A 14787-nucleotide genomic window follows, 5' to 3' on the forward strand; every position below is an offset into this window, starting at 1 on the left:
TCTATTAAAAGTTAGAGGCGACAACTATCCTGACACAGGGGGTAATTACCTTGGAGGTAAAGCTGATGAGCATAAAGAGCGTCTTAAAACAGCATTTAAGGGTTACATGGCAAGCGGATATTCAAAAGAAGAGATTTTTGAAGCGATGGCTGAACAAGGGCTCGGTGTAATAAACGTTGGATTAGGTTACTGTTATGGTTCAGATAGTAAAAATGAAAATCTCCCCTGTATAGGCTCACTAAGATGTAACCCCATCAGGTGTTCAAACGCCATAGTTAGTGAAGCAAACGCACCATACTGGAGAGAGGTTTATTCGACCAATTTAGCTAACCTTAATAACCCTAGTTTTGCAGACAATAAAGAGCAAATCAAAGAAGTCATCAATGAAGCTAAAGGTGTTTTAACACTACTTGGTCATGGAGTGCTCAATGAGTAATCCCTTTGACATCAAAAATCAACGTGACTTTGATGAAAATACTGAAAAGCTAGTTGCTGCAATAGATAAAATAAATAATACGCATTCCCTGCCAGCAACTATAGCTGAGCTTTCTAGATTAACAGGCCTTCACCGTAATGCAATAAGTAATAGAGGCTGGCCAAATCAAAAATTAAAGCTTATAAAAGAAAAAAGAAAAACCCAAGAACAGGCTGAAACCAAACCAACTATAAATAAAAACCCTATAAAAGTTTTGGAAGAAAAATTAGACAATGCAAAAAATGAGCTTGTGTATTGGTTTAATAAAAATCTTGATAACGAAAAGCAAATTAAGCAGCTAGAAATAAACTTAGAGCGAATGTCATTAGCGCGTAATGACTATGAAGCAATGCTCAAGCAAGAAAGGTTAAAAACGGAGGAGCTTACTAAAAAGAACAACCTATTAAGAGAGCTAATATCCTAAAAATGAGTTTTAGAGTTAGATCTCATACTCACGAGACTCCTGCAGATGCTAAAAGAGCATAAAAGTCAGAGACCTTAAACCTAGTCCCTCTCTCTGAGCAATAAGAAAAAACTACCCTTTGTTTCGCTCGGGAGAGTGCGACAAAGAATGTAGATAACCCCTCTACACCTCCAGGCTCGTGAGACCACCAAGCATTGTCATCTACGCCCATAAAAATAGTTGTATCAAATTCCAACCCTTTACTTTTGTGAATCGTCATCAAAGGAATATGATATATCCCATCAAACTCATCTATAAAATCCTCCCAAGCATTTTGAGCCTGAGTACATTTTATAAAAATTCTTTTAATGCAAACAAATTTATATCGAGTAAGTCTCCAGTAGCATATTTGGGATACGCCTTTCGAAGGTCATTTAAATTTATAAAGTCAATAATAAGCTCAAAAACAAGGTGTATATTCTTATATATATAGGGTTTCTTCATACAACTTCTCAGTTCAGCCATAAAGTTCTTTAATTTATTTTCAACCCGCCTCATGGCTTTATCATCTTCTGGGCTTATATTTCTTAGCTGCTGTACAGATACTGAGAGTTCACTCCAAACTTTCGCATTTGGCTTGCCAAGACCTAACTTTATTAAACCAGAAAACAAACAAGTCAACTCTTCACTAAGTAAATCTTGGAGTGATGTTTTACCTATTTTTTCACTTTCATTTCGTAAACTCAGTCCGTGATGAGCTAAATAAAAAGATAGCGGTTGTTCATAATCCTCTGGTTTTTGACGTACAAGAACACAATAATCCCTTGGCTTTAAAGATCTGCTATACATGTCACTCGCAATCTGTTTTGCTAAATAACAAGTCTCACAATCTAATGTATGACTAATATAGATTAACGCACTATCACCTGTTATTTGTCTATTCTTGATTGCTTGAACATCTCTCACTTCGTGATCAATTGCATGTGCTATAACATGTTGTATCCTCACTAGCTCTGGTGAAGAACGGTGGTTAAGTAACAAAGGGTATCTAGTTGCTAGAAAGTCCGACTCAAACTGATGAAACGCATCACCTCTGGCTCCCGCCCATCCCATAATTCTTTGTTTATAGTCTCCAACAGATGTTATAGATACTCTACTTTCACCAAAAGAGGAGTATAAGAAATCATATTGAGAATGTGTCGTGTCTTGAAATTCATCTATAAAAACAAAAGGGTAAGTAGCTAAAATAGCTCTACGCACATAACAATTAGTCCGAATAATGTACTCAGCAAGCCGATTTAATAACAAAAATGATACTCTAGATATACCATCTGCATGATTTATTTGCTGACCTAACCAAAAAGCTAAAAACTCCTCCTCCAACCATTGCAAGTTAGGATCACCTAGCCGAACGCTTCCAATGAAATGTTCAATACTTTGAAGCCTCTGTGTAAAATTATAAATACCCACTGCATTGTAAAAGTTGCTCCTGAAGCTATAAATAAGTTGTCTATCTTGACGAGTAGATGGAAAATAAATTTCATATCCCTTTGATGGGCGATACTTTTCAGGTAATGCCATACGAAACCGATCAACTAAGTTCTTAGTAAAAGCATCAAAAGTCATCGAAATAAACTGATTGCTAAGTTTATCAGGGCAACGCTCTTTAACTCTATCTGCGAGATTTTTTGCTGCATCAGTTTTAAATGAAATGGCCAGAATTTTCTTATTTGGTGGGCATAGCCCTGTCTCTAGTAGGTATGCGGCTTTTTGAGCTAAAAATTCCGTTTTTCCAGCTCCTGGACCTGCAATAACACTTGTTGAACTAAGCTGTCTTAATGCTAACCAAGCATTTGGTTCCAGGTCAAAAATTCCTTTAGGTTGCCATAGTTCAGGTTGGATAAATTTCATTGCGCCACCTAGCTTTGAATGGCTGAATGAATAGACTGCACCAAAGCTCTCAGCTCTTCTGGTGCATTCTGAGCTAACTGTTCTGACGCAATAGTTCCAAGTACTCGAATGTGCGTACTAGGCTTACCTCTCCCTAAGAATAAATATCTGTACCAGCGTAAATCTAGTAAATCGTGAGCATAAAACGCAGAGTTTCCCTCATCACCGAGGACTGCATTACCAGGCATACTACTGTTAGATGGCCCCGTGGAATTTTCGTCTGGGGCAACTTTATATTGCTGAGGAAATGCTTTTAACATTGAATAATCAATATCTAGTGGACTTGAGAAGTACACATTAAAGCAGGGAGCACGAAGATAGCTCACCCATTTACTCATAAATTCATAATCATCACACCTGAAACTATCAAACTCAGCCAAATTTTCACAAACCCCATTGGCATGAACTCCAGCAGTAAAGATACGCTCCGCAGGTACTCCATATTCTATCAATTTTGTAACTGTGTTCTTAATCCTCCCCCAGCCACCGCCATGTCGCCCCCAATCCAAATCAAGCAATGTAATATAAGGGATGTTGAGATCTGTAAGCAAACGCCACATATGATTTACATGACGCCCACCTAAAGGAACCATAGCAACAAAAGACTTGTCAATTGTTACACCCATAGACTCAGATATAGCAGGAAGAATTACTTCCTCAGAAGCCCCCTCACCGAGAACCACAACTTTAGCGAAATATAACTCGGGAAAGGCTTTCACCGCTTGCTGGATGTATTTTGCAGCTTCATTCTCATCATTGGGTAAAGTCAGTTGACGGACTACGGTACTGTTTGATTCCGTTTTTATCCTGAAGTGCCTTACATGCTTTGGTTGGATTCTGGCAAGAATACTAGGTGAGTGACTCGATAATACAGTTTGTGCCCTTAGGCCACTCGCTAAACTATCAAGCTGGCTTACAATTCGCGATAAGTAATATGGAGCAAGATTATTTTCCGGCTCTTCAAGCGCCAAGATAGTTAAAGAAGGTAAAGGTAAGTCTGTACCAAGAAAATCCTCTCGTTTTGGTTGAACCAAAATCTCATTTTCAACATCGAGTGTGGCAGAAGTCATTGCGATGTGAAAAAGCGAGCTTTGACCATCACTTAACTCATCAATACTCCTATCTCGGCCACTTTCATCTGGGTGCAACAGTACCTCTACCTTACGAACAAACTCTTCAAAGCGCAGATCTACTGGACGAAACTTCGGTGTGCTATCTGTTCCTGCGGAGTGAAGCTCCTGCCAGCGTTCAGTCAGCTTTCTTGTGACAGTACTAATTGCTTTTTCTTTTTCAAAAGCCTCATTTAATTCAGTAGCTTTCTTAGTAAATGATGACCGAACTTGCTCTGACCAGTTAATAGCTTTCCAAAGTCGGCCTTTCAAGAATGCTGAGACTTGGGATGACGCACTTCTTGTAGCAGGTATATAAATTAATTGAATTCGAGAACGATCCACTGGACGCACATTGCGAAAATCAGCTTCTTCTGGCTTCCCCAATGTTGTAACTGCGCAGAAATTGCTAGTAATGTACCCATCTATAGAGCCATCATCCTCCCATTCTGCGTCCAAACGTAAGCGGCACTTTAGCTTGCCTTCATCATCTGTCACGCTCATATTATGAAAGAAATCTGGTATTGCAGAATGATCTCCCTCTTCATTATCTAACTCAGGAAAGGCAACGATAGCTTCGAGTATAAGAGCTCTTTTACTTGGTGATACCTTCTCTGAAGCAGGAATATGAAAGTCCTGACGACGAATCATCCGCTGTTCATTGGATATTCCGAACATTCGCTGCAAAGCCTGCATTAAAGCCGTTTTACCTGCACCATTCGCTCCAACTAATGCCGTTAAATCAGGCTCTATTGAAAGATGCTGACCATCAGACCCAAAGCTCCTGAAGTTTTTTACCCAAAGACTCTCTATATTCATTCCGCCTCCTTTCGTTAAAACACTAACCCTAAAATACAATAACTTTAACTTTAGAAAATACCTAATAAAAACTAATCATAGAGTTGTATGGCCTAAACATAAAAATGATAAGTTCTATTTCAATTTCTTTCCGATAGAAAATCGTACATGCTATGTTTAATGTGTTCATCCACATAAGTGGATTTTGAACAGTAATAGCCGTTAGAATTAGTCTGATGACAAATTATTATTTTAATAGGAGCCCTTCATGATAGAAGTTGGCCAAAAAGCCCCAAAATTTACACTACAAGATCAAAACGATGAATCTGTATCTCTTGCCTCTTTTAATGGCAAAAAGGTGTTAGTGTATTTTTACCCAAGAGCATCTACTCCTGGCTGCACAGTTCAAGCATGTGCATTAAGAGACTCTAAATCAGAACTTGATGAGTTAAATGTCGTTGTTTTGGGTATTAGCCCCGACACACCAAAAAAGCTGACTAACTTCACTAACAAACAAGATCTTAATTTCACTTTGCTTGCCGATGAAGATCATGCAGTTTGCGAAGCTTACGGAGTTTGGCAACTGAAGAAGTTCATGGGCCGTGAAAATATGGGCGTAGTTCGTACTTCATTTTTAGTAAATGAGAATGGTGATATAGAACATGTCTTCAATAAATTCAAAACTAAAGATCACCATGAAGTAGTTTTAAACTATTTGAACCAATAAATTTAAAAAAGCAATGTAGTGGGCTCAAATGGCTTACTGCATTTCCTTTACCTTGGACTTCATAGTCTTAACTTGGTTCGCCAGATTCAACTAACAGCTCTCAATCAAATCTGATAGTCGCACATGTGCCATGAGCAGACATTGGTAAAACGCCTGCCAGAGGGGCAAAGAATTTGTCCCTCTGGCGGCTTTTGTTATGTAGCTAGAAGCAATAGCTAGAAATCATCTCTAGGGTCATGATCAGGGTCGAACCCACCCTCATGAATAACTCGACAAATAAATGTGCGATCTTGAAATTGCTCTCTTCGATCCACTAACCAACTAAACAAACGAACAATCGCATCAATGGAAGGTCGTTGATCACCAGTGGGAGACAACAAGTGATTTAAAATCAGCTTTAAACCAAGAGGTACTGAATTTAAATTAGCTTTGTAGTTATCAGAAAGGATTCGTTCATTCCGAAGCGTGGTAATGTCACCAATTTGCTTCATTTCAAATGGCATTTCTTCGAAAAGCAATTTGTATGCATATACACCAAATGACCAAGTGTCGTAATGCTTTGTTTCCTCGCCTTTTTCCAAGAAGTCTGGAGGCATTGATACAAATGATGCCAATATTCGCCTATTATTATCCTGAAAAACAGCATCTTCATCTACATTCCTATCTATACGGCGAATCCAATCATGCTCAAGGTTGATACGCTGACAATTACCCATGTCAAGGAATTTAATTCTTGGGTCATTTATTGCCCCGTATCGTTCACTATTAGGCATATTATATCCATCAAATAATAAAATATTTTCAGGATGTAAATCTCGATGTGAATAACCAGTCTGATTAAAATAGCTTAACCCAGATGCTAATCGATATAAGAGAAAATTTTTTTCAATATCGTAGTTACTAGTATCTATTTGAGACAATAGTTGACCATCTTCATAGGAGTAGGCGAAATAGAATACTTGCTCAGATAAAATACATGTTAGAGGGAACTTAATAACGGGTAGAGGATAACTAGTCTCTGGCCCAATGAAGGCTCTATAATCTAGTTCAAAGCCATCTTCTGTGCGAATTGAATTGGCTCGATTTTTCTCCAAAACTGAATATTCTAATTTAAAGCGCTCGAGTTCAATTCGATTTCTAGGTGAGACTAAGAATTTGAAAACTACTTTCTCTTCTCCACAGATATACAGACTAGTAAGGGCGCTTCCTCCTCCTAATTCTTTGTAAAATTGAAACCCATCAATATTTAATAAGTTTAATTGATCCAGTAACTCTTTTGTATTTTCCATTAAACTTCTGAAACCTCATATTTTTCACAGTACAGCATTACCTCTCCGTCAAAATTTATTGGTAATTTTAGGCTACTAGTCACCATCGAGTATGACTTACTTTCCAGCCAGTTTATTATTTCTTCTTTGCAGTTTACATCACAAATATCTTTTTCAATTTCAATGAAATCTTTTACATCAATACTAAAGATAAGTTTAACGTCTAATGTTTGAGGAATTGATACTTCATACGGTTTACCATACTCTGCCGCTTGCTCTATATCTGGAGTACAAAAAATAGTTTGACTCCTTGCTTTCACGCCAAATTTGTTTTCAAACCAATCATCAGCTACTTTATGAACATAAGTGTAACTATCTCTTGGTTTTCTTGGGGTTTTCAAGTAACCATTTTCAAGTATTTTACTGTCTACAGAGTCCGAAAACCCTCGATACAAAAGCATATATCATCCTTAATTTTATTGGCTACATAACGAAGCTGTAGAATAACTCCAACAGCCAAACTCAATTGAAAAACGAGTTCCTATAATTAACTCTAAGCGCTTTTAAAACATTAGGTAAAGTATTTGGAACCCATAAAACAAGTTTTTTCTTAAAAAAGGGTAATTTTACATCCTCAACGCCTCACTCACCAGAATTTAGGGAGCGAAGCGAGTTAAATTTACGAGTGCAGTGACTTGTACATGTGAATTAATGATACTTCATTTTTCGGTTATCAAACGCAGGCATTGTACCTTCAAGTACATCGACAACTTTACGATTTATTACTTTGCATTCAATAGCACTTAGGGTATAAGAAATTTTCTGTGCATTCTTTCTGTCAATTTCACAGTGGACTATCTGCTCTGCATCGCAGACTACCGCCAAATTTGGATTATGCGTAACCATTATAATTTGTCGTTTTTGTTTCGCTTCATTTAGTACAGGTACCAATAAGCTTACAATCGTTTCATTATCTAGATTTTCTTCTGGTTGATCTAAAATAATCGGAGTATTACCTTTATCCACTAGAAGGTAAAAGATTAAAAGCAAAGAGCCTCTTTGCCCTGGAGAAAGTTGCCCTATATGAGCATCTTGGAACATTAGAGTGTATCTAGGCTCCAGATACTCTAAATCAAATAGAAAATCATAAACTTCATTTGGAGAACGTCCTTTTCGTAGCATTGATTCAATACCTACCTGTCCACTCGAAGAGCTCACAAGTTTATCGTGTAATTCAGTCAAAAAATCGAGGAGAGATTGCCTATTATTTAGGTCGTGTCTATCAGTTAATTCCTTTATGGTAGCCAGACTTTCTGATTCACCTCTAAATTCACCTGATGTTTGTTTGACAAGGGAAAATAATTTGTCAGCAATCAGCTCTGTAGTGCTACTTAGTTCAGCTTTAAACTGCAACTTATATTCATCTCTAATAAGACTATTATTCTGAATAAGTTGCTGAACAGGTTTAAATAGTGTCTCTCTATTAGCTCTTTGCTCATTTAATAAATCAAAAATTTGAGAGGTTTTCCCCAGCCTATCTGCCTGTAAACTATCCCTTTTTGTAGGCAAGCTATCTAGCTGCTCCTTTCGATGCTCTAAGCCTTTCAGGGTATCAGGTAAATCTCTACTTCCTATTATGCTAGCTCTTTTTTCTTCCCATTCTTTTAACTGATCAAGATAATTTTGATAAGCTTGTTGCGGAGAGTTTAACTTAGCACTCAGAGGCTCTCGCTTCGTAATTATCGTCCGTTCATGCTCTTCCAGCTTTTGACTTTCATTTCTAATCTCAGTTTCACGAGCTAATGTTACGCTCTCAATATCAGTAATTCGCTGTTCATTGACTTTTAGTTGGATGATCTCATTTATATCTACCTCTAATAATTTTGCATCGTCGTTAAATGATGTATAAAAGTGTTGAATCGTTCGATTTACTACATCTATACCTTCACGGATATTACGACCAGCTTTTTTCTTAGCCGCCAACTTTGTTAATTCATCATGATTTTTTTCTTTCTGATCTTTTGCTTTTTTTAGTGCTTCCGCTATCTCGACAAGCTGGTCTGAAGCCTTTAGCTGCTCTTCTGACAGTTCATTTGTCGGCTGTTCAACATCTTCAGGCTTAATTTTATTGTGCTCATCAATAAGCCTACGTTTTTGAGTAAGTAACTCTTCGATTGCTTTTCTAGTCTCTGGCAGCATTTGTCTTTCAATCGAGTCAATTTGCTGGTTTACATTATGTAATTCGCCTCTCAATCCATCGATTCGGTTTCTTAAAGATCGTTCCTGTTGCTCAATTAACTGATCAAAATCAAGTGCTCCTAAGCGAACTGTATCGTCAGCGTGAGAAAATATTACTGCGCGAAGCTCTTTCTCAAATGCGTCAGATTTTCCGGAAACATGCGCATTACAAAGGTCTTCAAAATGTCCTTGAGGGATATATCTAACAAACTCAACATTTTCTGTTGCTGGGTTTTCATTAAGGTTTTTCTCCAACTCCTTACCGTCAGCCCATGTAGACTTAGCAACGAAGTGTTTGGCTGGTTCACCAGTTTTTCCCCGAAACCGATTTTCTTTCAAAAAGAAAAATGGTGGTTTTGCTTAGAGTTACCTAATAAGGCAGTAATATCAGCCAACGCGCTTTTACCACTTCCTTTATTTCCAATAATTGCAACCAAATCAGGATTCAAACTCAACTTAGTTTGATTAAGCCACTCTTCAGTCAGTATTGATCCGGCAACCTTGCTAACTTCTAATGTATCAATAAACAAACTTCTATTTTCATTGAACAGTTTTATCTTAGGCGGCTGCTCCCCAATGAACGAACGCTTTGCAGGCTCTTTGATTGCCTGCTGTAACCCCTCGAAAGTTGGATTAGCTTTAATCCAAGAGATTTTACCTGACGGGTAATCCCCATAGCCTCTTTTGTCATTGTTACCAGTTTCTCCAATAAAGCAATGAGCATCACTACCCGATACGGCCAATCTCGGAGTGTTGTTAAGAGCTGCTTGAAATTCATCAATCCAACCGGCATTCCGGTCTGTCTTTGTGCCAGAAAATGCCTCCCACAAGCCAATATTTCTGGTTTCAAAAATAGGCGATGACTTAAATAAACCTAACACATAGCCATAGTGTTCGTTTCTTTCAATTTCGGTTAAACCATCACTAGTATCAAAGGGCATAAAGCCAATAGCTTTATCGTTTTTGACCTTAGTTATAGCTTGCTTATAGCTCTCACAATTAAGCTCGGCCATTATCGAACCAGCTTTTAGAGCATAACTATCATCTTCAATGACTTTAGCTCTATCTAAAGCATGGTGTTTCAATTTGTCAGCAGGGACAAAACGAGCGTATTCTATCAATGCTGTATTCGACAGATTTCTTGCGTCTTGACCTGGAAATTCGACCAAGAGATTTGATTTAAAGTCCACTAAATCTTGATCATCAATTTTGTCAGAAAACAAAACGTGAGCATTAAGTCGCCCCTTCATTGGAGCCATTAAGCGCAATTCAATACCAGGAAAAACCGTTTTTTCTAGCTTTGGGGAATCAGCTTGTGACAGCCGACGCTTCAGTGCAAACCAACCATCAAAAGTCCAATAATCCATAATCGCAAACACCGCTGGTTCTGCGGCATTTAATGCGCTAATCATTTCATCGACAAGGGCTATGTTTTCTGGGCAATCAGGATCAGACTTAAACTTTTGTCCATTCCAATGGAACGATGCAGGAGTATGAATATGAAGGTCCCATTTTCGCCATTCGGAACCACGATTATATTTTAAATCTGTCATGTAAATCCTTCTTCATAATTTCACAAATAGTACAGCAAGGGTGTGCACGCTTCGGGCATGTAACAGCTTATTGAACACCATTTTGGTGGTTTATAAATTACCAAAACGTCATATATACATACTCTGATAATTTCACCAATAATTACTTTTGTAAACAAGTAATTAAATAGCACGAATTCAAAGTTTGTTCTTTTGCACCAAAACGGTGGTTAATAATGTTTATAGGATAAATTAGGGTCCACTCATCAAAACAGTAATCAGTTTAACTTTTTCAGTGTCTGCTTCACGCTCTTTGCCGAAGTTCGGTTTAGTGCTATCAGTCGTAACTCGTTTCTGCCCCAAACCTTTTTAGTATTACCACTTTAACATCTCCCACAATTCCAGTTTGACCCAATTTATCTTATGATAAGAATATGTGTGTAGTTGAATAATGCTGTCTCATTCAATTTTCAGCTGGAAGAAAGAATAACTTTGATTAAGGAAAAACATAAGTGATCTCATTGAAGTCAGGTTGTACTAATCTCAACTTTAAAAATATGGAAAAAATACCAAGCAACTATAAGTTTTTGTTATACAACATTCCGAGTAAAGAGAATATTGATGAACAATTAAAATACTGGGAAGAGCTTGTTGGTGATGATCTTCAAAGTCCATTCATAGATAATTTGAACTATATAAAAAGGTTAAAAAGCGACCCCAACTTTCAAGATGGAAAGCTTCCTAGAGGATTAGAAGCTATAGTTCTTCAAATCATAGAAAGTTATGCATTTTGGCATGCTTTACATGAGGTTAGCGATGACAATTTTATTGTTCAAGATAATTACTTTCATAACTTAATTAACGTTAGTATTAATACCATGATTAGTTGTGAACTAGCTAAGCTCTTAAGTCGTCATTCAGATGATTTTTCCTTAACAAATATATGGGAAGAGCATTTAAAAGAACTGAAACTGTCTAATATTACTGACAATGAAGAAATTGACTATATAACCCAGGTACTTCGCCGAGATCATAATGTTCTACCTTCAGAAATGAGAAATTTCACTAACTTTAGAAATAAATCAATAGCGCATAACCAATATGTTTTAAGTGTTGGTTGGAGTGATTTCAAGGTTACGATTAACTTTATATTAAGGGCTTTTGCTATTTTAGATGAGTATTATTCTCCAAATAGCTTTCCTCGCCCCGTTATGCGTACTCAAGATTTATTTCAAAATATTCAGAAAATTATTAAAACTAGCGATATCGCTAAAGCGAAACAGAAAAGAGAAGAGTTGATGAGTGAATGCTTTGAAGCTGCATCAAAGAACTTGATTACTAAGCAAAAAGGGAGTTTGAAGCCATTCAATATTTCCAGAATGAAAGTAACTATCAAGCATACTAATATGAATTGATTTTTATGGCTTTTATTAGGATTATATGCAACATATTTGCTTAAGTTTAAAACGAATTTTATGAAAAAAGTAAATTAGCATGGAAAACAATCAATTAGGCCTGCATACTTTTCCTAATCTGACAGATACCAATTAGAGCGATTGACCTAAATGGTTTCTGTCCAGAACGAGCTAGTGCGATCGTTCGATTCTAGCTCATACAGGTGTGCAAGAAAAACCTAAACCTATTCAGTCAAAACTGCTAGGTCAGATATGAGCTACTACAAATCAGGGCAATAAGTGGCAAGCTAAAATTAGTACCCAACCGCATTATCCCCTTTCCTAGTATCAAGACACTCCCCTAAAATATTCTGTACCGCCGCTATACGACCTAAATAGCTATATTTTTTCTCTTTGGCCAAATCAAACTTTGACTTCAGTAAAGCTATAATTGCAGGATATTCATCCATGTAACTTTGGTACTCTTCCATTTCAGAAATGCTGATAAGTAAGTTATATCTATACTTTGTAAGTCTGTCATTTAAAATAGCCTTAAACTCCTCTTCAGGTATTAAGTAATTTCCACTCTTCGAATTACTTAAATTATAAAAATGTTGTTTAAACTTTTCCGTATGAATATATCTAATTTTTTGTGTGTTTTTCTTTCCAAGCTTTAGTAAATATCCATGATTAACAAGTCGATAAAGCTGTCGATGTATAAAAACTCTTGCTTTAAAATCATTTTTTGTAGAACAATACAAACGCATATAGGTTTCAACTAATTCAGAAACAGAAAAGTTATCTATTCTTTTTTCCACTAAAAGCAAGTACATGGCTTCATTTAATTTTTTCATAATCAACGATGACCGATATTAAAGTTAAAAATCCAAGCTTAGTATTCCTAAGTATACAACATTAGCATAAACTTAGAGAATCTAAGTATTGATATTGTGAATTAAGATGAGTTCTTGGAAATTTCAATTAACCCAATCCCTGGGCGAATTAAACAGGTACGAGTTTCTAAGGGATCTCTCAAAAAGAGCTCGGCATTAGAATTGGGCTTGACCAAAGTTCTGCAAGTAGTCGTATGAACCACTATGAAAAAGGTAGACATACCCCTGATATTCCAACTCTTAAAAGAGTAGCGGATGAATTAGGAGTGCCTTTACCTTATTTTTTATGTGAATCAGAAAAGACAGCTGAGTTGATTTGCCTAATTGAAAATCTCAAAGAAGCAGATAAAGACGAATTAATTCGTAAACTCAAAGAAAATAATAATCGATTACCTAATGACGTTTAAATCGATATGCAATTGTTCTATTAATACCAATAATTTATTTTTGCTTTCCCTAAAGTCAACTGAACATTTAGTAGTTTAGTTGACTTTAGAAAGATTACCACGACATATAACTGCAAAAGAATTGACTAACCAGCAGCTCTATTTAGCCCAAAGAAGGTGTAAATCAGAACTTTTCTCTGATCGGCCATTCTTACAACATTTTTTGTACTTTAAATTAGAACCACATGGACACATTGAGTTGGGTGGAATTTTACTCTGTGCTCTGTAAGGTTTCTGTTTTCTTTCTTCAATAGTTTTTTGAATTAGTTCACCGAGCTTTGATGCCTCAATTGCTAATTTCTTAGCGAGATCATTAAAATGAACTGTCATATAGTTTTTGCCAATAACACTTCCTCCAGATATAGACTTTTCTAGGTATTCCTTTGCTTTTAAGTCATCTTTATTTATTAAACTTCCTTTATGGTATTCTGAACCTAATATAGCTTCACAATCGGCATTACCTAACTCAATACCTCGAGAAAGAAAACTTAACGCGTTATCTATGTTCGAATCACATGCAATTCCCTCAGAGTAATAATAAAATAAATACCTAAGAGCTAATGGCTCATCTTGAGCTCCAGCTTCGTTTAGATAATTTATTGCAAGTCCATATTCACAAATAGAATAATAATACGCACCTAAAAAAGCTTTCGCAGGAATATACCCTCGCTCTGCTGCTGATTTAAGCCTATCCACCGATAAGTTTTCATCAACACAATTCTCTCTACCTAAAGATAATGACGCAAACCTAAAAAGTGCTTCTACATCGCCTTTATTTTGAATTATTTTCTCTTTATCATTTAAGTTAAAGTCAAGCTCAAACTGCAAGTCAAAATTTGCCGATAATCTGCAAGCAGAATCATAAAACTGGATTGCGTGATTCTCGATGCTTTCGAGTTGTAAAGCTATTGATTCTGATACTAATAAAGGGGAGTCAGCATGGATCTCGTTATATATTGATTCGCATATTACCCCTGCGTTAAGTTTTGTCTTATAGCAATCGGTTATTAAAGCACTATAGATAAGCTCTTTATACTCTTGCTGTCCTGCAGCTACTGCTTCTGTTTCTTTTGCAGCAATATGACCATTAATACAAAAGTAAACGTTTTCAAACGCTGATATTAGAAACTTCCTAGCTTCGAAAGCTTTTTCTGTTAGGATTTGTTTCCTCTCTTTAATAAAGTTACTATCATTAGAGTTTCCATTGGAATAATGTACAGCTTTATTACCAAGTTTCCTTATTTCATGAAGCTGATATTGATGTGGGTTACTAATGACTTGGCACGCACTAAGATTTTTGATACGGTCTTGTAAATTTTTGGCATCAGGTTCAAGGTGATTTCTTTTCTCAAGCATTGAAACTAACATTTCAACTATTTCTCTAAATTTTTGAAGAGCATAGTCAGGGTTTGCAGTTATAAACTCTAAAGCTGTGATATAAGACTCTTGGATTTCTTTCGAAAGCTTTAGACTAAGCACTAAATCTGTAATTTTTTCTTGCATATGAACTTATTCTTGATGTGAGTTAATTAAACCATAAAGTTTGAAAGCTCT

At 36.5% G+C, this 14787-nt stretch carries 14 protein-coding genes; 5 read left to right on the plus strand and 9 right to left on the minus strand.

Features of this window, described 5'->3' with window-relative positions; all coding sequences use genetic code 11:
* Window positions 1–106: 106 nt before the first annotated feature.
* On the plus strand, window positions 107–436 hold the full coding sequence (locus tag P4S61_RS01845) for a hypothetical protein (protein ID WP_337117672.1): 330 nt from the start codon (window positions 107–109) through the stop codon (window positions 434–436).
* Window positions 429–899 carry a hypothetical protein gene (locus P4S61_RS01850; protein ID WP_337117673.1) on the plus strand — a complete coding sequence of 157 codons (471 nt, stop codon included), beginning with the start codon at window positions 429–431 and terminating at the stop codon, window positions 897–899. The genes P4S61_RS01845 and P4S61_RS01850 overlap by 8 nt, the downstream gene beginning before the upstream one ends.
* Before the next feature lie 28 nt (window positions 900–927).
* Here P4S61_RS01850 and P4S61_RS22875 read toward each other — a convergent pair whose 3' ends face one another.
* From P4S61_RS22875 to P4S61_RS01865, 3 genes are read right to left on the minus strand one after another with little or no spacing between them, the layout of a single operon-like run.
* Window positions 928–1287, minus strand: a complete 360-nt coding sequence (locus P4S61_RS22875) for a 3'-5' exonuclease (RefSeq protein ID WP_442961585.1) — start codon at window positions 1285–1287, stop codon at window positions 928–930.
* A complete protein-coding gene (locus P4S61_RS01860) occupies window positions 1230–2789 on the minus strand; it encodes an ATP-dependent helicase (protein ID WP_337117674.1) in 1560 nt (519 codons plus the stop codon). The genes P4S61_RS22875 and P4S61_RS01860 overlap by 58 nt, the downstream gene beginning before the upstream one ends.
* 8 nt (window positions 2790–2797) lie before the next feature.
* A complete protein-coding gene (locus P4S61_RS01865) occupies window positions 2798–4756 on the minus strand; it encodes an ATP-dependent nuclease (protein WP_337117675.1) in 1959 nt (652 codons plus the stop codon).
* A 247-nt stretch (window positions 4757–5003) separates the two neighbouring features.
* On the opposite strand from P4S61_RS01865, the gene bcp reads away from it, so the two are divergent.
* Window positions 5004–5462, plus strand: a complete 459-nt coding sequence (gene bcp / locus P4S61_RS01870) for a thioredoxin-dependent thiol peroxidase (RefSeq protein WP_337117676.1) — start codon at window positions 5004–5006, stop codon at window positions 5460–5462.
* Between the two features lie 215 nt (window positions 5463–5677).
* Here the strand turns inward: bcp and P4S61_RS01875 are convergent, their stop codons facing one another.
* The 4 genes from P4S61_RS01875 to P4S61_RS01890 all read right to left on the minus strand — a co-directional run bounded on the left by P4S61_RS01875 (window position 5678) and on the right by P4S61_RS01890 (window position 10521).
* Window positions 5678–6751, minus strand: a complete 1074-nt coding sequence (locus P4S61_RS01875; RefSeq protein WP_337117677.1) for a protein kinase domain-containing protein — start codon at window positions 6749–6751, stop codon at window positions 5678–5680.
* Entirely contained in the window at window positions 6751–7191 is a 441-nt protein-coding gene (locus P4S61_RS01880; RefSeq protein ID WP_337117678.1) for a hypothetical protein, read from the minus strand. Before P4S61_RS01880 ends, P4S61_RS01875 begins: the two co-directional genes overlap by 1 nt.
* 247 nt (window positions 7192–7438) lie before the next feature.
* Window positions 7439–9307: a TrlF family AAA-like ATPase gene (locus P4S61_RS01885; protein WP_337117679.1), complete on the minus strand. Its 1869-nt coding sequence runs from the start codon at window positions 9305–9307 to the stop codon at window positions 7439–7441.
* Entirely contained in the window at window positions 9304–10521 is a 1218-nt protein-coding gene (locus P4S61_RS01890) for a hypothetical protein (RefSeq protein ID WP_337117680.1), read from the minus strand. The genes P4S61_RS01885 and P4S61_RS01890 overlap by 4 nt, the downstream gene beginning before the upstream one ends.
* Window positions 10522–11012: 491 nt before the next feature.
* Here P4S61_RS01890 and P4S61_RS01895 point away from each other — a divergent pair, with 491 nt between their 5' ends.
* A complete protein-coding gene (locus P4S61_RS01895; protein ID WP_337117681.1) occupies window positions 11013–11915 on the plus strand; it encodes a hypothetical protein in 903 nt (300 codons plus the stop codon).
* Between the two features lie 293 nt (window positions 11916–12208).
* Here the strand turns inward: P4S61_RS01895 and P4S61_RS01900 are convergent, their stop codons facing one another.
* On the minus strand, window positions 12209–12748 hold the full coding sequence (locus tag P4S61_RS01900) for a hypothetical protein (RefSeq protein ID WP_337117682.1): 540 nt from the start codon (window positions 12746–12748) through the stop codon (window positions 12209–12211).
* A gap of 200 nt (window positions 12749–12948) precedes the next feature.
* Between P4S61_RS01900 and P4S61_RS01905 the strand changes: the two genes are divergently transcribed.
* Window positions 12949–13194 (plus strand): helix-turn-helix domain-containing protein, encoded by a 246-nt coding sequence (locus tag P4S61_RS01905; protein WP_337118870.1) that lies wholly within the window; start codon window positions 12949–12951, stop codon window positions 13192–13194.
* A gap of 138 nt (window positions 13195–13332) precedes the next feature.
* Here P4S61_RS01905 and P4S61_RS01910 read toward each other — a convergent pair whose 3' ends face one another.
* Window positions 13333–14736 carry a DUF4145 domain-containing protein gene (locus tag P4S61_RS01910; protein WP_337117683.1) on the minus strand — a complete coding sequence of 468 codons (1404 nt, stop codon included), beginning with the start codon at window positions 14734–14736 and terminating at the stop codon, window positions 13333–13335.
* Between the last annotated feature and the right edge of the window lie 51 nt (window positions 14737–14787).

The sequence above is a fragment of the Pseudoalteromonas sp. B160 genome (assembly GCF_037162485.1).
Taxonomy (GTDB): domain Bacteria; phylum Pseudomonadota; class Gammaproteobacteria; order Enterobacterales; family Alteromonadaceae; genus Pseudoalteromonas; species Pseudoalteromonas rhizosphaerae.

Bases quoted from the DNA above. Each gene is read 5' to 3' on its own strand.
- P4S61_RS01890 (WP_337117680.1), bottom strand. From the start codon at position 10,521: ATGACAGATTTAAAATATAATCGTGGTTCCGAATGGCGAAAATGGGAC.
- P4S61_RS01860 (WP_337117674.1), bottom strand. From the start codon at position 2,789: ATGAAATTTATCCAACCTGAACTATGGCAACCTAAAGGAATTTTTGAC.
- P4S61_RS01875 (WP_337117677.1), bottom strand. From the start codon at position 6,751: ATGGAAAATACAAAAGAGTTACTGGATCAATTAAACTTATTAAATATT.
- P4S61_RS01845 (WP_337117672.1), top strand. From the start codon at position 107: ATGGCAAGCGGATATTCAAAAGAAGAGATTTTTGAAGCGATGGCTGAA.
- P4S61_RS01900 (WP_337117682.1), bottom strand. From the start codon at position 12,748: ATGAAAAAATTAAATGAAGCCATGTACTTGCTTTTAGTGGAAAAAAGA.
- P4S61_RS01850 (WP_337117673.1), top strand. From the start codon at position 429: ATGAGTAATCCCTTTGACATCAAAAATCAACGTGACTTTGATGAAAAT.
- bcp (WP_337117676.1), top strand. From the start codon at position 5,004: ATGATAGAAGTTGGCCAAAAAGCCCCAAAATTTACACTACAAGATCAA.
- P4S61_RS01910 (WP_337117683.1), bottom strand. From the start codon at position 14,736: ATGCAAGAAAAAATTACAGATTTAGTGCTTAGTCTAAAGCTTTCGAAA.
- P4S61_RS01880 (WP_337117678.1), bottom strand. From the start codon at position 7,191: ATGCTTTTGTATCGAGGGTTTTCGGACTCTGTAGACAGTAAAATACTT.
- P4S61_RS01865 (WP_337117675.1), bottom strand. From the start codon at position 4,756: ATGAATATAGAGAGTCTTTGGGTAAAAAACTTCAGGAGCTTTGGGTCT.